16 protein-coding genes are annotated in these 23329 nt (G+C 40.0%); 11 read left to right on the forward strand and 5 right to left on the reverse strand.

Going from position 1 to position 23329, the window contains the following annotated elements; all coding sequences use genetic code 11:
• Positions 1–75 precede the first annotated feature (75 nt).
• From A0256_01160 to A0256_01175, 4 genes are all read right to left on the reverse strand, one after another.
• Complete coding sequence (locus tag A0256_01160; GenBank protein ID AMR30122.1) at positions 76–510, reverse strand: hypothetical protein; 435 nt, start codon at positions 508–510, stop codon at positions 76–78.
• Between the two features lie 363 nt (positions 511–873).
• A complete protein-coding gene (locus A0256_01165; GenBank protein AMR30123.1) occupies positions 874–1488 on the reverse strand; it encodes an acetyltransferase in 615 nt (204 codons plus the stop codon).
• A gap of 11 nt (positions 1489–1499) precedes the next feature.
• Positions 1500–1865 (reverse strand): hypothetical protein, encoded by a 366-nt coding sequence (locus tag A0256_01170; protein AMR34388.1) that lies wholly within the window; start codon positions 1863–1865, stop codon positions 1500–1502.
• A gap of 280 nt (positions 1866–2145) precedes the next feature.
• Positions 2146–3339: a hypothetical protein gene (locus A0256_01175; protein ID AMR30124.1), complete on the reverse strand. Its 1194-nt coding sequence runs from the start codon at positions 3337–3339 to the stop codon at positions 2146–2148.
• A gap of 226 nt (positions 3340–3565) precedes the next feature.
• Between A0256_01175 and A0256_01180 the strand changes: the two genes are divergently transcribed.
• From A0256_01180 to A0256_01225, 10 genes are all read left to right on the forward strand, one after another.
• The gene (locus tag A0256_01180) at positions 3566–4912 is read left to right on the forward strand and encodes a regulator (protein AMR30125.1); all 1347 of its coding nucleotides are present in this window, start codon (positions 3566–3568) and stop codon (positions 4910–4912) included.
• A 159-nt stretch (positions 4913–5071) separates the two neighbouring features.
• A complete protein-coding gene (locus A0256_01185) occupies positions 5072–8869 on the forward strand; it encodes a hypothetical protein (protein AMR30126.1) in 3798 nt (1265 codons plus the stop codon).
• Positions 8870–8886: 17 nt separating this feature from the next.
• Positions 8887–10041 (forward strand): histidine kinase, encoded by a 1155-nt coding sequence (locus A0256_01190; GenBank protein ID AMR30127.1) that lies wholly within the window; start codon positions 8887–8889, stop codon positions 10039–10041.
• Position 10042: 1 nt separating this feature from the next.
• Positions 10043–11542 (forward strand): hypothetical protein, encoded by a 1500-nt coding sequence (locus A0256_01195; GenBank protein ID AMR30128.1) that lies wholly within the window; start codon positions 10043–10045, stop codon positions 11540–11542.
• 183 nt (positions 11543–11725) lie between these two features.
• Positions 11726–12499 carry a hypothetical protein gene (locus tag A0256_01200; protein AMR30129.1) on the forward strand — a complete coding sequence of 258 codons (774 nt, stop codon included), beginning with the start codon at positions 11726–11728 and terminating at the stop codon, positions 12497–12499.
• Complete coding sequence (locus A0256_01205; protein AMR30130.1) at positions 12499–14679, forward strand: hypothetical protein; 2181 nt, start codon at positions 12499–12501, stop codon at positions 14677–14679. The genes A0256_01200 and A0256_01205 overlap by 1 nt, the downstream gene beginning before the upstream one ends.
• Entirely contained in the window at positions 14679–15893 is a 1215-nt protein-coding gene (locus A0256_01210; GenBank protein AMR30131.1) for a hypothetical protein, read from the forward strand. Before A0256_01205 ends, A0256_01210 begins: the two co-directional genes overlap by 1 nt.
• Positions 15890–17206 (forward strand): hypothetical protein, encoded by a 1317-nt coding sequence (locus A0256_01215; GenBank protein ID AMR30132.1) that lies wholly within the window; start codon positions 15890–15892, stop codon positions 17204–17206. Before A0256_01210 ends, A0256_01215 begins: the two co-directional genes overlap by 4 nt.
• The gene (locus A0256_01220; protein ID AMR30133.1) at positions 17203–18621 is read left to right on the forward strand and encodes a hypothetical protein; all 1419 of its coding nucleotides are present in this window, start codon (positions 17203–17205) and stop codon (positions 18619–18621) included. The genes A0256_01215 and A0256_01220 overlap by 4 nt, the downstream gene beginning before the upstream one ends.
• Before the next feature lie 29 nt (positions 18622–18650).
• Entirely contained in the window at positions 18651–19553 is a 903-nt protein-coding gene (locus A0256_01225) for a hypothetical protein (protein AMR30134.1), read from the forward strand.
• 268 nt (positions 19554–19821) lie between these two features.
• Here A0256_01225 and A0256_01230 read toward each other — a convergent pair whose 3' ends face one another.
• A complete protein-coding gene (locus A0256_01230) occupies positions 19822–21900 on the reverse strand; it encodes a hypothetical protein (protein AMR30135.1) in 2079 nt (692 codons plus the stop codon).
• Between the two features lie 554 nt (positions 21901–22454).
• Between A0256_01230 and A0256_01235 the strand changes: the two genes are divergently transcribed.
• Positions 22455–23297, forward strand: a complete 843-nt coding sequence (locus A0256_01235; GenBank protein AMR30136.1) for a hypothetical protein — start codon at positions 22455–22457, stop codon at positions 23295–23297.
• The last annotated feature ends 32 nt before the right edge of the window (positions 23298–23329 follow it).

A 23329-nucleotide genomic window follows, 5' to 3' on the forward strand; every position in this document is an offset into this window, starting at 1 on the left:
ATTATTCAGCTAAATGGCCACAATTTACTAAAGCCTGTAATTAGTACAAGCTTTAGTAAACGGCCATTCTCATTTTTATTTAGCCCTTTGCACCTTTACAAGTGTTCCGTTAGCTTTGAAAGAAGCTTCGTAAGCAATTCCCATTTTTGTAAAATGAACTTTGTATAAGGAATCGCTGGTGAATTTCCATTCTCTAACGGTGCTGCCCGGAAATAATTTATTGAATGAAAGCATGACTTTGGCAGGCACATTGATCTTTTTATCGTCGGTACCGCTGTGTTTAGCCTGATTATCATCGTTGGCATCGTGTTTCACACCATCATCCACACCACTGTTCTTAGGTAAATTGTCGTCATTGGCATCGTGGTTAATAAGGTCATCCGCACCATCATGTTTAGCGGCCAGGGTACTAGCTTCCGGAGTAGAAGAAGCTGGTGAGATACCAGCTGTTTTTTGGCAAGAAGCAAATGTGATTGCGGCGAGCGCAAGAGTTAAAAATGACTTTTTCATAATAAATTGATTTAAATTTTATTATTAGTCATTCCCAATTAACCTTATGTAACCACGAGAAAATTTTTTATTGAAAATATTTATAAATAGTCCCTGATGTGTTAAAATGATAAGCTCAAGCGAAAAGATTGGTTGAACTACTAGACTATAATCTGTAATGCTGATAGGTGGAATTTGCAGGTCTTAAAGCAAGGCATTTTTTCCAGGTTGAATGATGCTGGTTAGACTACATTAACAGAATAGCTTTGGTAAAAAAGGAAATACTAGTCTATATAGTTAGATGGGCTGAACACTGTCTTGTAAGCTTATGAACACTGATTGTGGTAGCATTATATATGATACGCTGATAAACCGGCGCGTACGTTATCGATCAACTCTTATCCATTCGCAAGTTTCAAAATCATAGCGTTTTAAAATTTTTGCCGGGTTGCCGGCCACAACGCAATATGCCGGGACATTTTTTGTAACTACCGCTCCGCCGGCTACAACACTATGTTTGCCAATAGTTACGCCGGCAGTTATCACGGCGTTTGCTCCAATCCAAGCCTCATCTTCAATAACAATCGGGGCGGTTGTCACCTTCTGCAGGCGAATGGGGACCGAAATATCCTGATAGCTATGATTTAACCCGCTGCATACAATATTTTGTGCCATAATTACCTGGTTGCCAACAATTACGGGGCCTATTAAAACACTTCCTAAACCAATACGCGTATCATGCCCAATGGTAATTTCGCCCACGCCGTTGTTAACTGTGCAAAAGTCCTCAATGGTTGAATTTGCACCTAATGAAAACGGGTGGAAAGGAAAAATGTCAACTCTCGTGCTTTTACAAATTTCTGAGTTTTTACCCCTTTTATGAAAAAACGGAGCGGCAAACCACCGAACCCATAAGCGGGGCTTGGCATTAGTAACCAACAGCTTATGTGCAATACTTTTTAAGCGTACGCTTGATTTTATTTTTGCTTTGATCGTCATCACTGTAAAGGTTAAACTTGTTTTTGAATTGTTTTAATGAACTTGGCTGGCACACCACCCACCAAGGTATAAGGTGCAACATCTTTAGTTACCACAGCCCCCGCCGCTACTACCGCACCCTCTCCTATTGTTACACCTTTTAAAATCATACACCTCGTAGCCAGCCATACCTTATCGCCAATAATAATAGGTTCGGCGCCAGATCTTTTGTCTCTCCCGGCAACGTCATGAAAGTCGTCATCCATCATGATTACTTCGTTGGCAATATGGCAACCACTACCAATTTTTATGAATTTCCGTGACGAAATATTTGCGCCGGTATTTATGAAAGTGTCACAGCCAATTTCTATAGTTGCTCTTGGCCCGGCAGAAAGCAAGGTGTGGCCGGTTTGAGCCCAAATGCGGCAGCCATCTCCTATAATGATCTTTCCTTTTGCATTAACTTTTAAGCGCCCTTTTACAGTAACTAATTTCCCTTTTGTACATTGGCGTAGCCGCCAGGCTGCATTAGGTATATCCCATATGCCTTTTAAAACGGCTTTAAACAGCACCCAATAAACGTTTAAGTATTCGGTTTTTGTTTGTGGCGCCCGGGCGTAATAATCGTTGCCCAGCACCAATACCTTATTTTTTAATTTTTCGATTATTTTCATCGTATTAAATAGCTTTCTCAATCTCGTGATAAATTGCTATTGTTTTAGCCGTGGCGGCGTCCCAGCTAAATAATTTAGCGCGCTCTTTACCCTGTTGTGCTAACCTGTAGCCAAGTAACGGAAAGTTTAATATTTGGTACGCCGCAGTGGCAATAGCGCAAGGATCATAGGGATTTACCAGGATTGCTGCCTCGCCGGCAATTTCGGGCATGCAGGATATGGAAGATGTTATTACCGGCGTGCCGCTTGCCATCGCTTCTACTATTGGCAAGCCAAACCCTTCACTAAATGATGGAAACAATAGCATGCTGGCGCCCTGGTAAATAGCAGGTAGATCTGCCTGCTGCACATATTTTATCACATCTATACGTGATGACAGGTTCAACAGGTTTTCTTTTTTTAGCATTTGATGCAACTGCTGAGCGCTTATGCCTTTAATTAACAAGTTTGGTGCAGAAGAATTGATCCTTAGTAATTTCGCGTAGGCTCTTAAAACCCCGGTAGTATTCTTGCGCGGATCTGTGTTGGCCATAAAAAATAAGTATCCTCTTTTTAAACCATAGCAATCTAAGGTATTTTTAAGTTCGTTAGCTGAACATTTATTAAAAAAACGTTCGTCAACCCCATTATGAATCACCTGGATTTTTTCTTCGCTTATTCCAAGTTTCTCGATAATAAGTGCTTTTTGAAATTCTGAAACGGTTATTATTTTCATTGCTTTTTTTGCTATACGTGTTACTAGCATTTTACGATAAATGTTGCCAAGGCGCTGATACAGATTGCTGTTCGTTTTTCCATTATTTTCTTCTAAAAAAATAACATCGTGCAGCGTAAGAATCAGTGGCAGATCTGAATTCAGCGGCGCTGTGTTTGCAGTGCAATGCAAGATATCGGCCTTGATTTTTTTACAGGCCCTTGGCAGCAGGTATTGCTCCCATATCATATAAGGTGCTTTTATTAACGTGTGAACAATTCTATGCGGAATTGTTGCTATGCATTTATCACTATCACTTTTAACCATTACATGATAGTCTATATGATCATCAGTTAATGGCAAGCGCTTCAAGAGCTCTTGTGCAACTATGTCCATCCCGTGTTTACGAGGCCTGAAAACACGTTGAACTTCTACAGCTATTTTAAGCCTGGCTTTGCCGTAAACTTCCTGGTTACAATTTTCAAATGTTGGTGCAAGCATCATAATTTTAAGTTTTTATTATTAATTATGAAATGCTATAGACCACTTATGTGCCACTATCTTACCATATTCAATATCAGCTAGTTAAATATATTTATTCTCCAAATTATAGAAATTTTTCTAATTTTTATATTAGATGATAAATAAGTTCGGCTATTAGTTTAACTTGTCACAACTTTTACAAATTGTTCTCGTATAGCATTATAAACCTACCAGAATAGATAGCGGCATGAGTATTTACAACATATTTATAGTAGAAGACGATAAATGGTATGGAGAGATCCTGGAGTACCATTTTAGTTTAAACCCAGACTATAAAATAACCCGCTTTGAAACCGGCAAGGCGCTGCTGGATAACTTATACCAGCAGCCGGATCTTATAACTATAGATTTCTCCTTACCAGATATGGCCGGTGATAAACTTTATAAAAAAATCATCGAGATAAACGGAACGATACCCGTGATCGTAGTTAGTTCACAGCAGGATATTAAAGTAGCGGTTGATCTGTTAAAAATGGGGGTTCGGGATTATGTTGTAAAGGATGAAGCCACAAAGGAATTGCTGTGGAACAGTATCTCCCGAATTAGAGAAACCCAAACTTTAAAAAATGAGGTAATACATTTAAAAGAAGAGCTTAGGCAAAAATTTTCATTTGAAAAAACGCTTATTGGTCAGAGTGACTCGCTAAAAAAAGTTTTTTCCATGATGGAAAAGGCCACCAAAACCAATATTAACGTATCCATTACAGGAGAAACTGGAACTGGAAAAGAGCTTGTGGCTAAAGCAATTCACTATAATAGCGATCGTAGGAAGGGTGCATTTGTACCGGTCAATATGGCTGCAATACCAAAAGAGCTGATAGAAAGCGAATTATTTGGTTATGAGAAAGGCGCCTTTACCGGGGCGCTGGCACGCAAGAGCGGTAAGTTTGAAGACGCCAACGGTGGGACAATTTTTTTGGATGAGATAGCAGAACTCGAACTTAGTGTTCAAAGTAAATTGTTACGGGTTTTACAAGAACGTGAAGTAGTGCGCGTTGGTGGGAACGAAAAAATAAAGCTGGATATACGCCTGATTACGGCAACTCATCAAAATTTAGCAGATAAAGTAAAAAACAATCTCTTCAGAGAAGATCTGTATTACAGATTAATGGGACTACCTATTGATTTACCAGCCTTGAGAGACCGTAATAACGATGTATTGATCCTGGCCAAACATTTTGTTGACGATTTTGCACGCCAAAATAAATTAGGCGCTATCTCGATAATGCCTAATGCAAAAGCCAAACTATTAAAATATAGCTATCCTGGTAATATACGCGAGTTAAAGGCTATTATAGAATTAGCGGTTGTAATGTGCGAAAACAATGAATTACAGGCGGACGATATCACTTTTAATTCAATAAAAAGGGAGAATGAGTTTTTATTTGAGCAAAAAACACTGAAAGCTTATACACGTGATATTATTAAATATTACCTGAAAAAAAACAACGACGATATAGCCGCCACTGCGCAAACTTTGGATATAGGTAAAAGCACAATTTACAAAATGATGCAGGATGGTGAATTAACATAAGAAACTCAAAATTCCAGAAATTAGAATTTTTTCTAAAACTTAGAATAACTAAAGTTATTAATTTATGCAAATAATTACAGATCAAGCATTTATGCATTAATTTATATTTGGCTTGATTTTTTACTATTAGATTTCTGTTTTATTAAAAACTGAAATCTAATGCAATGCTACGCAGTATCTGACAATGACACGGAGTTAAACCTAACCGAGATGAATTTGACAAGTGATAAAAAATCTAAGGATTTAGCGCTTCTTGCATTTCAAAATCCCGATCCCCTTTTCTGTATTAGTTTACGGGGTGTAATAATTATGCGCAACCCCGCAGCAAAGGAATTAGAATTTGTAACTTATAATGGAAGAACATCTACAATTGAAAGTTTCTGGGTTAATTTTTCAGAAGAAAAAAATTACACGTCAGATCATTTCAGCTTCGAGATAGAAGCTAATGGGCGTGTGTTTGCTTTTATATGCCGATCTATACCTAACGAAGACTATTTCAATGCTTATGGCCGTGACATAACTCAGTCGAAAAAAAACGAGGAACAACTTATCCGTTTATCTTTAGTAGCCAGCGCAAATGAAAATGGCGTTATTTTTAACGATAGCAAAGGCAAAATACTGTGGTCAAATGATAGTTTCTGCAAACTCACCGGATATAACCTGGAAGAAGTTATTGGCAAATCGACCCTTGATTTTTGCCGCGGACCGTTAACAGATGATCATGTAATTAACAAAATCAGTGAGGCAATAGGTGTTACCGATTCTTTCGACAAGGAATTAATTCATTATCGTAAAGATGGATCATGGTTTGTAGCGCGCGTTCGCGGGCAGAGTTATAAAACCGACACCGGCGACATGCAATATTTTGCTATTGTGGAAGATATTTCCTGGGAAAAAAAAAGGGAAGAACAGCTTAAAGTACTATCTCAAATCGCAGAGAACAACATCAATGCCGTTATTATTACCGATAACCGGGGCGTCATTACGTGGGTAAACAAAAGCTTTACCAAAATGACCGGGTATGAGCCAGGAGAAGCTATTGGACTTAAACCCGGCCATCTTTTACAGGGAGCCGGTACCGATAAAACTACGGTCAAATACTTGAAAAATCAGATTTCAAAATCTTTGCCCTTTCAAACAGATATATTTAATTATACAAAATCTGGAAAGGGATATTGGCTCAGAATACAAGGGCAACCAATAAGAAACGACAACGATGAAGTAGTTGCTTTTTTTGCGGTAGAAGAAAACATTACCAGAGAAAAAGAGATCCAAAACTTAATAAAACAATCTGAAGACCGTTTTAAACTTGCCCTCGAGAAAATTGGTGATAATGTTTGGGAACACAATTTCCATACCGGGAAAACGCAATTTTACAAATCTACTGATGAGCTATGGGGTTATGATGCAAGCAACACCGTTGATGGAATGGGCTGGTGGATAAGCGTTCATAAAGACGATTTGCCGCTGTTAAAGCATAACTATGAACAATACAAAGCAGGAGCCATTTCATCCCATAATCTGGAATATCGAATTTTAGACAAAAATGGGTCTATAAAATGGGTATTAGATAAAGGAATAGTTTTAGAGAGAACTGAGGATGGCCAACCGTTAAAAACCATTGGGACCCACACCGACATTACATCAATTAAACAAACCGAAATTGAATTAGCGCAAAGGGTAAAACAGTTTAAATCACTCTCAGAAAACATCCCGGGAGTGGTTTATGAATATGAATTTAAAAAAGATGGAACGGAGGGTTTTAATTACATAAGCCCCGCAATCGAACGCATTTTTGGCATTACCCCAGACAGATTTGCTGATTATTTGCAATTTATCCATCCTGATGATCGGGAAAGGATTATTAAAAAGAATGCTCATTGTAGACAAACACTGGAACCCTTTTACGACGAGGCCATATTGTACGTACCAGGTCAAAAACCGAGATGGCATTCGGTACACTCTTCATTTTCATATGTTTCTCAATCCGGCTCAACGGTTTTCACTGGATTTATCAATGATATTACTGAAAGAAAAAATACTGAAAATGCATTAAGAGCTAACGAAGAAAAATATCGCAGCATAATTGCTAATATGAATCTGGGTCTTTTAGAAGTTGATAACGAAGGCAAGGTGACTTATGCAAACCAAAGCTTCTGCAACATGAGCGGTTATACGCAAGCAGAACTTACCGGCGCTGATGCCTCTAAATTACTATTAGCTGAAAAAAGTGCTGAAATAATCGACCAGAAAAAGGAAATAAGAAAAAGCGGGGTTGCTGATGCATACCAATTGGAGGCCAATGATAAATTTGGAAATAAAAGATGGTGGCTGGTTAGTGGCGCCCCTAGGTATAATGACAAAGGTGAGTTGGTTGGTTCAATAGGGATACACCTGGATATCACAGATCAAAAAATACAGGAAGTTGAGTTGGTTGCGGCACGTACAAAAGCAGAGCAATTGGCTCAAGCAAAAGATTCGTTTCTGGCTAATATGAGCCATGAAATTCGCACGCCGATGAACGCTATCATGGGTATGAGCAACCAGTTGGCAAAAACGCAGCTGCTTCCGCAACAGCACTTTTATTTAAACACTATTTTGTCCGCCTCAGAGAATTTACTGGTTATTATCAATGACATTCTCGACTTGTCGAAAATAGAGGCAGGCAAATTAAGTTTCGAAAATATCGGGTTTCAACTCAGCGATATTGTGAATAATGTGAAACAAGTTATCACGCACAAAGCCGAAGAAAAAGGGATCATTTTACACACAGACGCTATCGACAGCGGAATTGAAAAAGTGCTCATCGGTGACCCCTACCGTATCAATCAGATCTTGCTCAACCTGATGACAAATGCAGTAAAATTTACAGATCAGGGCTCTGTCACGCTTAGTTGCAAACTTGTGAGTGACAAATCGGAATCGCAATTGATAAGCATCGAAATTACAGATACAGGGATCGGGATGGACGAGTCATTTGTAAAAGTGCTGTTTGACAAATTCAGTCAGGAATACGAGTCTGTTACCAGGCAGTACGGTGGAACGGGTTTGGGTATGAGCATTTGCAAAGAGCTTGTTGAGTTGATGGATGGCGAAATTACTGCCACAAGTACCAAGGGTATCGGCACAAATATTAAAGTGATGATCCACTTCAAAAAAGGCACAATGGCTGACCTTCCGGAAAAAGTGACTTCAAAGTTCGACCACAAATTACTTTCAGGTAAAAAAATCCTGGTTACAGATGATAATGAATTAAACAGGCTGGTAGCCACCATTATTATGCAAAATTATGGAGCTACCGTACTATCTGCCGAAAATGGGGAAGAAGCATTAGCCGTGATTGATGAACACCAGCCGGATATGGTTTTGATGGATATTCAGATGCCGGTTTTAAATGGGTTTGAGACAACAAAACAGTTGCGTGAAAAAAATACCCCTATTCCTATAATAGCCTTAACCGCTGCAGCAATTAAAGGCGAACGGGACAGGTGTATTGAAGCCGGAATGAATGATTACATCACTAAACCATTCAGAGAAGAAGAATTTTTAAAAACAATAAGCAAATGGATAAATGCCCCAATAGAAAAAACAGCAGGCTATATTCAATTAAATGAGCAACCACTATATGAGTTAACTAAACTAAAGGAGATCAGTCGCGGAAATGAAGTTTTTGTAAAACGAATGGTTGATATTTTCTGCACGCAAACTCCACTATTAGTAAAAGATATGGTGTCAGCCTATCAGGATGGCAAAATGGATCAGATGGCAGCGGCAGCTCATCAGTTAAAACCGAGTGTTGAGAATTTAAACATCCATGATCTGAAACGAATTGTAAAAAGCATTGAAGATATTGGTAATCATCGCGTTGAAAATACCGGCTTACATAAATTGCTTGAGAATGCAGAAGATTTAGTAGAGCAAGTAGTAGCAAAAATGAAGCAGGAATATCCCGACTAACAAAAACAAAGCAGAAAATGAAAGTGGCTCAAAAGCTGTACAACAATGGGGCGTTTGTAAAAAGTGCCGGAGACGAACCTACAGGTAACGGAAATTTACTTGTTTTAGGGTTTGGTAGTAAAGGTGTTCTTATTAACGACAACATCTACGATACCTTAAAAAAAGAGTACCCTGATGGCGATATTGTTATTTGTTCCACCTCAGGCGAGATATATGACGATGCGGTGTATGACGATACCGTATCTGTTGTAGCAATGGAATTTGAAAACACTAAAGTAAGAACGCTGCAGCTAAACATTAAAAACTACCGCGATAGTTATGATGCCGGGAAAGCGCTTTTTGCCAGGCTGAATGATTTTGATATCACCTATTTATTATTAATATCAGACGGGGGGCTGGTTAATGGCAGCCAACTGGTTAAGGGTATAGAAGACCTAAATATTAATAAGATACCCGTTACAGGTGGCATGGCTGGCGATGCAGATAATTTCGACTTTACAGTTGTAGGGTTAAATGGTAGGCCGGAAGAAGGTAACATCGTTGGCATAGCATTTTATGGTAAAAATTTAAAGATTGGGCATAGTTCTTTTGGCGGCTGGGAAATATTTGGCCCCGAAAAACGGGTTACAAAATCATCTGCCAACAGATTATTCGAAATTGATAATAAAAGTGCCCTGGAGCTCTATAAACAATACCTTGGCCAATACGCCAAAGATCTGCCGGGCTCCGCCTTACTATTTCCCCTCTACGTAAGGTTTGATGGTACTGACAGCAGTGTAGTGCGTACCATACTCTCCATAGATAGCCACGAGCAGAGCATGGTTTTCGCGGGGGATATTCCGGAAGGGTCATACGTGCGCTTTATGAAAGCCAACTTTGATAAACTTATCGACGCGGCAACTTTTGCGGCGGTAAATGTTATCACACAGTTTCAGCAAATAGATGCGGCTAAACCCCAATTTGCCCTACTAATAAGCTGCGTAGGCAGGAAACTTATCCTGGGCAAGCGTATAGACGAAGAAGTGGAGGCGATAAAAGAGATATTGGGCAGCGATACAATTTTGAGTGGCTTTTATTCTTACGGCGAAATATCACCACTAAACGCAAATGCACAATGCGAGCTGCATAACCAAACCATGACGATTACAACTTTTACCGAACAGACAAATTGAGATGGCAATTCATAAACTTTTAACCAGACAACTTAATAAATACTCAAATAATGACTTGGGAGCTAACCCTGATTTTTTGCGTTTTACAGAAGCGGTTAATGAGTCCTATAAAGCTTTCGACAGAGACAAAGAACTATCTGACCATGCTTTTCAAATAAGTGAACAGGAATTTGCAGAAATAAATAATCGGCTAAAAGAAGAAGCAGCCTTGAAGCAGCTGCTGATTCAAAAATTAAAGACCACTTTAAATCATATTAAGGCTGAAAATAACGCATTGGTAAGCGAAAATGATGACGATGTTTTGGAGATTTTGGACCTGCTGAATGATGAGATAACGAAAAGGAAGGAAACCGAACAGCAACTATTGCTGGCGAAGGAACAATCGGAAAAGGCCAGTCTGGCTAAATCTGAATTTTTGTCGATCATGAGCCACGAAATACGTACACCTTTAAATGCCGTATTGGGGATGGGCCACTTGTTGTTAAAAAACCAGCCGAGGCCGGATCAGGTCGACAACCTTAAAACGCTAAAAACCTCCGCCGATAACTTGTTGGTGCTGATCAATGACATTCTTGATTTTAACAAAATAGAGGCCGGTAAGTTAGATTTGGAAGAAGCGCCATTTAACATTGAAAAATTGGTAACCGATATTGTAGATGCCAATAAAAATGCAGCTGCAGAGCGGGAGACAGAAATAATATTTACGATTGATAAAAATGCTCCACGCACTTTTATTGGCGATGTGCTGAGGCTTGGCCAGGTGTTAAATAATTTGGTTTCTAATGCGGTTAAATTCACGTCAAAAGGAAAGATTACGATAAACGTTGATTTGTGTGAAGTAACAGAATTAACTGCGCTGATACGATTTTCTGTAACAGACACCGGCGTTGGCATAGCAAAAGATAAGCTACAGGAAATATTTAAGCCCTTTACGCAAGCCTCAACATCAATTACAAGGCAATATGGCGGCACGGGCCTTGGATTAGCAATTACCAGGCGCATTCTTAACTTATTGCAATCAGAAATTTATGTTATTTCAGCATTTGGCGAAGGTTCAACTTTCTACTTCACGATTGAACTTGAAAAGAATAATGATAACGCCACCGCTAACCTGGCGCAAACCCCCATCGCATACGACCTCAACTGCAAAAGCATATTATTGGTAGAGGATACGCTGTTTAATGTGCTATATGCTACCCAGCTTTTAGAAGGATGGAACACTCATGTTGAAATTGCTGATAATGGCGCCATAGCGGTAGAGATGGTTAAAAACAAAGCTTATGATATGATTTTGATGGACTTACAGATGCCTGTATTGGATGGCTATGCGGCAACATTACAGATAAGAGAATTTGATCATACCACACCCATTATTGCACTGACGGCTTCTGCAACAAGCAATGTGAGGGAAAAGGTGATGACTGTGGGGATGCAGGACTATATAACCAAACCTTTTAATCCGGATGATTTCTTTCTGAAATTGAAAAAGTATTTAATCTGAGGGAGTCCATAAGCTATCGCAATAATTAATTACAAAATTCCAGAAACTAGAATATTTCTATAAAATAGAAAGAACAAAAAGGAAATTAAGATATAAGATGCTAACTATCAGAATTTTATATCAAAAATGCAGGCTGGCACGCTTTTAACTATTAGTAATAAAGGTTAATACTTATTAAACAGAATGTTTACATACCAGGCTAAAATATTGCAATTGTTAATGTGCGCATTAATGCTAACTACTATACAGTACAGCAATGCACAAAACAAACCTGCGCCAAATACACCCGAAACCATAACGCTGGATGTACAAAAAGATTTACAGGCGCAATTGATCTCTTTGGATAGCATTATCGATATAGCCATTTTACATTCTCCTTCCGTAAAATTCCAGGCAGATTTGGTAGATGCAGCCAAGTCTCAATTAGACTTTAGTAAGCGGGTATGGACCAACAACATTGTTGGTTTCGTGAATTATTCATCCGGAAATCAAAGTATCGTTACATCTGACAGCCAAAACACCGGTAGCCTTGCGGCGTCAAACATTACAAATGGTTACCGCGTGGGGGTCCAAATAAATTTGCCGCTTTATGAATTTGTCGGGCGGAAATCGAGAGTCAATCTTTACAAATATCAGCTGAATTCTACCGTAAATAAAAAAGACGAAACGATACAGGAACTGAGAAAAAACTTGATACAACTTTATTATTCCATGTTGTATTACAACAATCTTTTAAATATCCGTAGTGAAGCCAAGCAATCGGCAATAAACCAGTTAGGTATTGCGCAAAAGCAGTTTAAAGATGGGATTATCGACATTGTAGAACTCTCGCGTCTCAAATCTTTTGAAGTGAACGCACGGGCAGACTATGAAGAAGCTAAACGTGAATTTTCTATCAGTTACTATCAAGTTGAGGCCCTTGTAGGTGTACCATTTCAACAAATAATGCGGAAATAATGAGTTTGATACATTACATAAAGTTATTATTGCAGAATTTGAAGTGGCTGGTTCTGGTCCCGGTGATTTGTGCAATAACCGTGTTTTTACTTACCCGACATGCAAAAAAACAGTACACCAGCACAACCACACTTTACACTGGCGTTGCAAGCGGATATTCGATAACCAGTACGGAGGATGACCGGCTGGATTACTTTGCAGTAAACAATGCCTTTGATAATTTACTCGCTTCGGCAAAATCACGAGAAACGGTAGCAGAAGTAGCTTTGCATTTATTGTCGGAGGATCTTAGTTTAACGAAGTCCAATCCCAAAATACTCAGCGCAGAAGGTTTCGAAAGCTTGAGAATCATGGCCGGAAAGGAGCTTTTAGAAAAATGCCGGAAACTCAAAACTCCCGAAGCTATCTTCACCTATATCAGCCAGGTATACCTATCGCAGCCCGGCAATATTATTTCAGAAATTTTAAACCAGCCGGGCTCCTATTACAATATTGACGACCTAAAATCTAACCTCATTGTTACGCGTATCAACACGAGTGATATAATCCAGATAGTTTATAACTGTACGGACCCTGCAGTTTGCGTGCGTACTTTACAAATACATACCAAAATATTTGTTGCCAATTACCGGCGCTTAAAAACCGATCAGACAAACAGTGCCGTACAGTATTTTGAAGCGCAGTTAGCAGCAATAAAAGCCAAATTACAGCGCTCTGAAGATTCGCTGAAATTGTTTGGGCAACAAAACCGAATTATTAACTATTATGAACAAACCCGCTATATATCAGAATCGAAAGAACAACTGGACAAAGAGATATACGGCCAAAAAATGGCTCAGAATGGCAGCAAAGACGCCCTGGCACTTGTAGAAAAAAAACTTAACTCCCGCGACAAGCAAATTAAAAACAGTACAACGATTATCAATTTGCGGCAACACCTGAGCGATGTAAACGCAGCGCTGGAGAGAGCCAAAATTTTTAATAACAGTGCTAAAATAGATGAGTTTTCGGCCAGGTCCCGCAATCTAGAAGACTCCATCAAATCTGCATCAACCGAATACAATAACCTTAATTACACTTTAGAAACTGTTCCCCGGACTAATTTAATGCAAGAATGGGTAGATAATGCGGTAAGTAGTGGCAAAGCCGAAGCCGGCCTGAAAGTACTGAATAATCAGCGGCAAGAGTATTTGAAAAACTTTGATGAGTTTGCCCCGCTGGGTTCAAAACTTAAGCGGCTGGAGCGGCAAATAGACATTAATGAAAAGGAGTTCCTATCCATATTGCATGGTTTGGAACTGGCCAAACTACGGCAAAGCAATTTGGCACTCAACGCAAATATTGCCATTCAGGATAAACCTTTTTTCCCGTTAAAGGCTCAGCCATCTACGCGCAACTTGCTGATTATTGTTTCTTTTATTGTTGGCGTTATCATGGTTATTTCGACAGTGGTAGGGCGCGAATTGATGGATTCATCTATTCGGACCCCTGCACGTGCAAAAAAACAGCTTAGTTTACCACTTGCCGGCATATTGATTGCTAATAAAAACAGCAATGCTCCATCTTATTTAGAACGTCTCCAAAATATGCTCGCAGAGCAATTTATAAGCACCATACTTCCGAATTTAAACTCCACCATTGAAAACGGGAACACAGCGCAGTTAACTTTCCTAACTACCAAAGCAAATATCTACGCTAAGCACATTATTGCGTTGATGCAGAATACGCTGGCTTCGTTATTCAACAGCATATTTTGGGTAGTTCCAAGCGAGTATGATTCTATTTTTAATAATGCGCTACCTGCAAAAAACTATTCGGTGTACACCCCTGTGGTTGCCAACCTAAATCATAAAACCCCGGGCGAATTAATTAACAAGAACCTGGATGCGTACAAGCTTGTTATTTATTTAGCTCCAAATCTCAGCCAGCATAGTTTATCGGCTGCTATCGCTAAAGCCGCGGCTGTGAGTGTTTTAGTAGTGGATGCTAACGATACCTGGTTGCCCCCCGATAAGGAAGTGGTAGGCAAAATTAAAGAAACGCTTCCTGCTGGGTCACTCTACAGCTTATTAATCAATGCCGATGAAAACAACCTCGCTGGCATAATAGGCGAAATCCCTAAGGAACGAAGCTGGTTCCGGAAAAAAGTGAAGAAGGTTATAACGCTAAATTTACGATAATGCAAAAGCGCAGCATTAACCATATTGTGTGCCTTGCATTACCGGCATGGGAGGCGGAATATTTACGTTCTACCGTAGAACTTATGACATGCCTTGCAAAAACGAATTTGGTGTTATATGTTGACTATCCTTATACCATTTCGGATTTTATAAAAGGCCTGCTTGGGAAAAAGAAATTTGAGTGGAAACGATTATTGGGGATACGACAGCGGTTACAGAAAGTGTTCGGAGATACACAAACCGGGCTATACGTTCTCTCGTTGCCGCCGGTGTTTCCGTCGTTTAATATTGGTTACTATCCGCTATTCAAAGTAGCTAATAAAATTAATGCGGTGCTAACCGGGTGGTTTATCAACCGTGCGATAGAAAAGCTTAAGATGGCCAATATCGTAGAGTTCAACGCTTCCCAAACATTTTTAGGTAACTACTGGAAAATTAAAGGCGTAGATTTCAAGGTGCTTTATACATATGATGAGTTTACAGACGTGCCCTATTTCCGAGGTTTTGCACGTACCGAGGAGCTTAATTATACAACAAAATCAAATTTGATAGTTGTAACATCAAACGAGTTAAAAATTCGCAAGCAATACAAGAATATTCCAATTGAGATTGTAAATAATGGTGTCCATTTCGCTGATTTTAACAGACATGCCAACTATCGCCTTGCTGAACATAGACATTTGAAAATAGTAGGTTATACAGGCTCTATCGATGACAGGTTAGATGTAAACCTGTTAGACGCCGTAATACAGGCAATGCAAAATGTAAACTTTGTTTTTATTGGTAAAGTGTTTGAGCCGGCAATTGTACACCGCTTAGGGCAACACAGCAACGTTCTTTTTCTGCCGGCCGTGCCCGCTAAGGAAATCCCAATAGTGTTAAGCAGTATGGACGCAGGTATGATACCTTACGTGTGCAATAAGCTCACCGCTGCCATTTACCCGTTAAAAGCAAACGAATACCTGGCTGTAGGGCTACCCGTTGTTATGACTCCGTTTGCATCTATTGGTGAGGCTGATGAGGTGGTTTATGTAGCTAACAACGCTATTCTTTTTGAACGACAATTAGCTTTAGCATTGATTGATACAGAGGAGAAACAGGTAAAAAAAAGGATTGAAGTTGCGCAAAAAGCTGACTGGAGCGCTCGAGCATACCAGTTGCAGGATTATATTGAGTTACACAGGGCTGCCTATCACCAAAACCAACTGTCATGATCAAAAAGATAGTCAAGAGTAACGCATCGTGGTCGCTTTTATCTAACGGCATAACGGCTTTGCTTGGTTTTGTAAACCTGGCATTGATTGCGCGCTTGTTTTCTAAGGACGATGCTGGTAAATGGTTTATGCTGCTAACCGTTTATACCGTTTTAGAGTTGTTGCGCAGCGGCTGGGTGCAAACGCCATTTGTGCGCTACTATGTAGTTGCTACTGATAAACAAAGCCAGTTAAAGTTAATAGCGGCATCATGGCAACTCTTGTTGTTTTTTACACTGATTTTTGCAGTATTGGGTTTGCCACTGATGTTTTTTTTGAAGGCAGACAACAATGCCTTTATTTTAGCCCGAAAATTCACGCTGCTTTGGCTGGTTGCGGCCCTGCCTTATCAATTGCTACAATGGCAATTACAGGCTAAAAAAATGTTTAAAAAACTGGCTGCTATCCGGCTGGTCTTTCCCCTGGCGTTTACTGGTTTGCTATTGGTTCAAATGCTGTTGCATTTGAACATTGAAAACGTGGTTTTACTGTACGCCGCGCTACAGCTTTTAGCCGGGATAGTAGGAATAGCATTCGGCTGGTTAGCCATGGGCACCTGGAAAACAAACCTATCCAAAGAGCGTAAAGAACTTTCAAATTTCGGCAAATACAGCATGATCACCATGGTGACAGCAAGCCTGCTCCGCAGTTCAGATCAATTTATCATTGCCTTTTGGCTTGGTCCCGCAGCGGTAGCTGTCTATTCCATCCCCCAAAAACTAATCGAAGCTATTGAAATTCCTGTCAGGTCGTTTGCTTCGGTGGCTATACCAAATGCAACCTCGCTATGGCAGCAGTGTAAAATTCAGGAACTACGCTCATTTTTTTACCGCCAGTGCGGCCTTTTAACCGCCATGATCATTCCCTTGATCGTTCTGTTTTTTGCCTTTCCCAATTTTATAGTCAATTTGCTTGGCGGGGCCAAATACAAAGAAAGTGCGCAGTTACTCCAAATATTTTGTTTTTACGCCGCTTTAATCCCTATCGATCGCTATTGCGGGATGTTACTTGATGCAGGTAACAGGCCAAAAAAGAACACGATTAAGGTAGGTTTGATGCTTATCACTAATATAGGTTTAGATGTATTTGCCTTACAAATAGGTTTGGGCGTTTACGGGGTGGCGGCGGCATCAACCTTAACATTTTTAGCGGGTATAATTATAGGCTGGATACAATTGAAGGATATTCTTGGCGCGTTTACGGGTAGATTATTTTGGCAGGAAGGTGTGCTTGGCTCTATAAATAGTTTAAGAAACAAACCATTACCCTTATGACAAGCACCAAAAAACTATCTGATTTTTGGGAAATACAGGCCCTGGTAATTGCGGGTGTAGCGGTTGTATTAGGCTGGATCATAGCCAAAGCAGAATTTGCTGGTGCAGCCGTGTTGATCGCACTACCCTTTGCAATACTGTACATCGCCCTTGTATTCAAAAAACCGCAGATTGGCTTGTACACCGTTCTGAATTTTGGCTTTTTCATTAATGGCAGTATTCGTTACTCCACTGCGCCGTTCGGTTTATCAATAGATGTGTTGCTGCTCATAACACTAATTGCTGCGTTGACCAAGGCACGTAGAAGAGACACCATTTACCTTAAAAATCCGTTTGTATACGCCATAAGTGTATGGACCGCATTTACAATTTTTGAACTCATCAATCCAGAATCGCGTAGCGCTCTGGCTTGGTTCTACGCCGTCAGGGGCGTTTCGCTGTATATGATACAGCTGATGATATTAACCATACTACTGCTTAATCAACCTAATCAACTTAAAATGTTTTTTAAGGTGTGGATCATCTGGTCGGCAATTGCCTGTTTGTGGGCAATGAAACAATTATACCTTGGCGTAAACCATTACGAACAACTCTGGCTGGATGCCGGCGCATATAAAACACATGTTCTTTTTGGCCGACTGCGGGCATTTTCATTTTATTCAGATGCAGGCCAGTTTGGTGCTGCCATGGGCCACATATCTTTAATTTGCCTTATACTTTCCTTTGGTCCGCATCGATTTAAAACCAAATTACTATACTGGTTTTTAACGATCTTTTTCTTTTGGGGAATGGCCATTTCAGGCACAAGAGGGGCGTTATTTGTGCCCCTTTCCGGGATAATGGTCTACTTGTTTCTAACAAAAAACTTCAAAATACTATCGGTAGGGATTGGTGTTGTGGTGATATTATTTTGCCTGCTAAAATTCACCAATGCAGGTGCCGGTAACTACCAGGTTCAGCGGATGCGAAGCGCTTTGGACCCGAACGACCCATCTCTGCAGGTGCGGATAGAAAATCAAAAGAAATTCAAGGCCTATCTTGCAACCCGACCTATCGGCGGCGGAATTGGGTCAGCCGGATCCTGGGGGCAACGATTTAGCCCCGGGACGTTCTTGGCTGAAACACCTACCGATAGTTGGTACGTTAAAATATGGGCCGAAACGGGTATAGTTGGCCTTTATATTCATTTGGCAATGGTGTTCACATTTATAATTACCGGCGTTGTATTAATATTTAAGATGAATAACGATAAGATGCTGCGGCAAATGGCTATGGCATTATTATCGGGATTTGTGGGAATAGCGTTTGCAAGTTACGGTAACCAGATCATGGGCCAGGCACCAAGCGGTATAGTTGGTTTCATGAGCCTTGGCTTTATATACCTTGCTTATCGTTGGGATAAGAAAGCTAAATAACCATCAGTATTATCGGAAATAAAATAATTATGCAAAATATGGAAGGCCTGCCATTGGTGTCAATTATCACGGTAAATTACAACACAAGCGAAGTAACTTCTCAACTACTGTTATCGTTGCAGTGGGTAAGTTATCCAAATATTGAAATTATTGTAGTGGATAATGCTTCTATTACCAATGCCGCTCATCTTGCAGTTGAATTTCCGGCTATTATTTTCATACAAAACAATGTCAATGAGGGCTTCGCCGGGGGCAATAATAGAGGAATAGAAGCAGCAACAGGCGAAATCATTTTCCTGTTAAATAACGACACTGAAGTTGCTCCGGATTTTATCCAACCCGTTGTGGAACTATTCGAATCGAATAGATCAATCGGAATTATTAGTTCAAAAATAAGGTACTACCACTCGCCGGAAATCATTCAATACGCTGGTGGCACAGCTATTAACCCATTTACGGCTCGTGGACAATTTATTGGATCGGGCCAAAAGGATAACGGCCAATTTGATATGCCTATGAAAACCCACCTTGCGCACGGCGCTGCCATGGCTATTCACAAAAAGGTTTTTGATAAAATAGGCCTGCTGCCTGAAATGTACTTCCTATACTATGAAGAACTGGATTTTACAGAACATGCCCAGCGCGCCGGTTTTGAGGTGTGGTATCAGCCAAAATCGTTGGTTCTGCACAAAGAGTCTATGAGTGTAGGCAGGGCAAGCCTTTTAAAAGTTTACTATCAAAACCGCAACCGCTTACTGTTTATCCGCCGCAATATTTTTGGAATAAAGGGATTTATTAGTACCCTTTTCTTTACGGTTATAGCTATGCCATTAGCTGTTATTAAATTCCTTTTTAAAGGCCAGTTAAATATGGCTATGCAAATTATTAAGGGATTTTGCTGGCATTTTAAATACAACCCCACTGGTGTTTAATGTTACCACTCTCCTAACAGCGTTTGCACTATGCTAAAACTCTTCTGGTTATAACATTCCTTCCGAAGTTTTTCTGATTGATTTTATTTCATCATTTCCCTTAATGTCGAACTAAAGCGTTACTGCAGCAACCCTACTCGTTATGATCCAAATAGCTACGAACCTAAAGAGGCCCTCCTTTTTGCAAGGATGGCCTCTTTAGGTTTGTACTTAAAAATCAGGTTATTTATTCGTTATTGGGAATCAAGCCAATGATCGTACTAAACTATTATTTTTTGTATATCAGTCCCTCGTTTCTGTTCCCAGGCAAATTAAGGTACCAGTCTTTATGTAAACTCCCGCCAGATTTTGCCCATTGTAAGAAATAATTGTATGATTTATTAATTGCGTTACCTTCGGCAGAGTAGTCAAATTGTTCCGTAAAATTAAGTGCATACGGCCAGGCATTCTTACTTTTGTAAAGCACGTTGTTATTAATTTTAGTAGCATCCTGAGCTGTGCCAAAAAGCTTACGGTCAGCCAAATCAGTAGGTAAGTTATCTGGTAAGTGCACTTCGTATCCTCTGCGCTGGTTACTTATTAAAAACGGGTTGAAAGGTGCAGTGCCTAAAGTAGTTGTAGATATTGGCGCTGTAAAGCCCATATAAATATGGATGGTGTCACCTTTAACAACAGGGGCATCGTTTTGTGTATTAATGTAATATCCCCCCGGCCGTTTGATCACTGCCTGATAGTTATCAAATGGAATTATAACTGCCTTCGCCTGGTTAGCTTCAGTACCATTTCCATTTTGGCTAATATAACTCCCCACAAGTTTTTGCCCTGAAACATTTTTTACCAAAGTTGAGCTAAAGGGGAATTGAACACCGAAACCGTTTAGGAACGATGCACCAGATGCTTTCACAGCATAATCTGCAAATAGCTCTACTGCATTATTTTTTGCGTTGGTAACAGTTTTATAGCGGTAGCCTACCACCATGTCGTTTAAATCGTAATCACCAGTTGCAGGCCACAGATCTTCGAAAAGCAATGTACCAAATGTCGATTTGGATGGATAGTAGGTAGCATAGGCCCTGGCTGGATCATTTGGGTACTGGTCAAACACATCGGTAACACCATCACCATCCGCATCTTTAGGCTGATCAATTGGCTGCACATTATTGCTAGAAATAGCAGTTACCGGGTTAGATGTAGCGTAAAACAATAAATCATTAAAATCATTATCACTCCCGCCCTGCCTGTTTTGATCATCAATACCGATAAGATAAAGGTTTTGGGTTTCAGAATATAACAATACAGTATGCTTCTTTAAATCGGCAGTGGTTTCCGGATTGCAAGCGGTGGTTGAGTAAAACTTAGTGGCACTATGGTCTACTAGTCTGGCGCCACTGTTCCATGCATTTGCCAATAAAACAAAGCCAATTGAAATACCTGCATCAAACCGGCCCAATTTAACCTTGCTGCCCGATTTAAGCCCGCCGCCAGACCCTGGCAACGACGCATTTGGGAATATATAAGTTACTTTAGAGATGTCAGATGCACTTTTGGGCGCGCTACCGGTTGGATAGGTATAGTAGCATAATGTATTCAAGTAGCCCGCCCCTTCGCTTACAAACGTGATCCAGACATCAGCTGTTTTTGTGATAATTAAGTCGGCTGTAGCAGATGACTGTAGATAGCTTGGATGGAGTTTACGCACATCCTGAGTTTCGGGCAGCGACGCGTTGATGTAAGATAAAAGGTCAGCGCTTATAACGTCTGATGTAGCTTCAAGATATTTGGGAACGCCAGAATTATCATAAGCCCCCATGTACTCAAATGCCCCGGGTGACGACATTGCAGCAATGCTGTTTAAAACAAATTTTGCACGTGCACCACTGCCGGTATAGTTATTCATCACAATACTACCGCCGTATGCATTTGGCCCGCCAATGATTGCATTAACATTATCGCCGATTATTACCGCTTTTGCATTGCGCATCAAACCAACATATTTGGGATCGATAATTAGAGTATCCATATAAGCAGGGATACTTACACTTGCCTGTATCTTACCGTTTGCATCGGTTATCGCGGTATATAGCGCATCCAAAGCGTCAGGATCGTTAGGCATAAAGTTTACCGGAACCCCCGCAATTGGTTGATTGCCATTGGTTAATAAACTTAAATTTACTGAGACCGTGCGGGTTGTATTAAAACTAAAATTGGCTGGCGCAATGGTGCTGTCAATTACAGCAGGTACTACAGCTGCCGGGGTGCTTCCTGAGGAATTACCGGTAAAGCTTTCTTTTTTACATGCAGCAAAAAAGCAGCTTAAAATTAAAATTGGGACTAAAAGCTTATTCATAATGATTTTGTAATTTTTTTGAAAGAGCAATTACAATGCCTTTGCCAAAACTACAAAACATTGATTATCAAATATTTATAAATTTTGATGATGATAAATATTTCAATATTGGGAAATGTTTCTAAATACTAGAACAATAACTACTTGATAAACATGTTGGTAACGGATACCTAAATTACAACAGCCTGTTAATGAATCATTTCACGGGTGTCTAGAACCTAATGATCCAGTTTAGCAGAAATGGTCCGCAGCATATCAAATTATTCAGTTGATAGTCCTGCCAGATCAGCCATCTTAGGTCGGCTTTTACCTGCTGGCGTTCTCTCACAATTTGATGATGCGATCTGCAATACATCAATCTATCATTAAGACCGAAGTAATAATGATGCTGGTGAATAGTTAAAAACAGGAATTTTCAGCTGATTCAAGGATTAGTGACCAGCGTCATTGATCGGGACAACCTGCGTCATGCTCTGAACCATGAATTTTAGAAACCTTTGTATCAGTAAATTCCGCCGACCGGTGGATATCGCCACCAATAAAGAAAGAAGACAATGGAAAAGATTCTCGTTACTACCGATCAGTCCGCCAATTCAAAAGCCGCTATTCGCTTCGCAATTAAACTGGCCAAGCAGCGGAAAGCGGAGCTGATCATTATCCATGTGTATCACCTTTTAAAACCTTTTAACTGGACCGAACACGCATTTAAAAAGTACGGAGATAGCTTTCGTGAAAAAACAGAGGCAGAATTGACTTCTTTTATCGCTGAGATCTATCACGAGATCCATGAGCCCGAAATCCAACATCTGGTGGTATTGGTATCCAACACTGATGTTGTAGACGGCGTAATGGACTATGCGACCAAACATGAATGTTCCTACATCTGTATCGCAACCCGCGGAGCGGGCATCCTGACCAAATTATTCGGTACCCATACTGCTAAATTGATCACCCATTCCCATGTACCTGTTATCTGCATTCCAAGTACCTATCATTTGAAAGAGATAAAGCATGTTCTTTACGCCTCTGATATGAGAGATTATGAAAAGGAGTTAACCAAAGTGGTAGCATTTGCAAAGCCTATCCATGCCACAGTAGAGATGGTTCATATTGCTTATCCCTTTGAGTTTACGTTTGATAAAAAATGGATGGAAGCCAGATTAAAGGAAAAAGCAAATTATGAGGTAATCGTTCTTAACAGGACAAGAGATATTACCAACGAATTGCTGGAAGATATTGATGATGCAGTTAAGGCTAGTAAACCTTCTATTTTAATTTTATTTACACACCAGTCGCGGTCAGTTTTTGAAAAAATTTTTTATCCGTCCAATGCGGAGAATTATTCTTTCTATGGAAAGATCCCCCTGCTTACCTTCAATAAAAATGAAAGCAATTGAACACTTCCCAGCGCGAACTTTTCATCTTCAGT

It is taken from the genome of Mucilaginibacter sp. PAMC 26640 (assembly GCA_001596135.1).
GTDB lineage: Bacteria > Bacteroidota > Bacteroidia > Sphingobacteriales > Sphingobacteriaceae > Mucilaginibacter.

Coding starts and splice junctions, on each gene's coding strand:
- A0256_01180 (AMR30125.1), top strand. CDS start 3,566: ATGAGTATTTACAACATATTTATAGTAGAAGACGATAAATGGTATGGA.
- A0256_01195 (AMR30128.1), top strand. CDS start 10,043: ATGGCAATTCATAAACTTTTAACCAGACAACTTAATAAATACTCAAAT.
- A0256_01210 (AMR30131.1), top strand. CDS start 14,679: ATGCAAAAGCGCAGCATTAACCATATTGTGTGCCTTGCATTACCGGCA.
- A0256_01190 (AMR30127.1), top strand. CDS start 8,887: ATGAAAGTGGCTCAAAAGCTGTACAACAATGGGGCGTTTGTAAAAAGT.
- A0256_01220 (AMR30133.1), top strand. CDS start 17,203: ATGACAAGCACCAAAAAACTATCTGATTTTTGGGAAATACAGGCCCTG.
- A0256_01200 (AMR30129.1), top strand. CDS start 11,726: ATGTTTACATACCAGGCTAAAATATTGCAATTGTTAATGTGCGCATTA.
- A0256_01230 (AMR30135.1), bottom strand. CDS start 21,900: ATGAATAAGCTTTTAGTCCCAATTTTAATTTTAAGCTGCTTTTTTGCT.
- A0256_01235 (AMR30136.1), top strand. CDS start 22,455: ATGGAAAAGATTCTCGTTACTACCGATCAGTCCGCCAATTCAAAAGCC.
- A0256_01160 (AMR30122.1), bottom strand. CDS start 510: ATGAAAAAGTCATTTTTAACTCTTGCGCTCGCCGCAATCACATTTGCT.
- A0256_01225 (AMR30134.1), top strand. CDS start 18,651: ATGCAAAATATGGAAGGCCTGCCATTGGTGTCAATTATCACGGTAAAT.
- A0256_01165 (AMR30123.1), bottom strand. CDS start 1,488: ATGACGATCAAAGCAAAAATAAAATCAAGCGTACGCTTAAAAAGTATT.
- A0256_01185 (AMR30126.1), top strand. CDS start 5,072: ATGCAATGCTACGCAGTATCTGACAATGACACGGAGTTAAACCTAACC.
- A0256_01175 (AMR30124.1), bottom strand. CDS start 3,339: ATGATGCTTGCACCAACATTTGAAAATTGTAACCAGGAAGTTTACGGC.
- A0256_01215 (AMR30132.1), top strand. CDS start 15,890: ATGATCAAAAAGATAGTCAAGAGTAACGCATCGTGGTCGCTTTTATCT.
- A0256_01205 (AMR30130.1), top strand. CDS start 12,499: ATGAGTTTGATACATTACATAAAGTTATTATTGCAGAATTTGAAGTGG.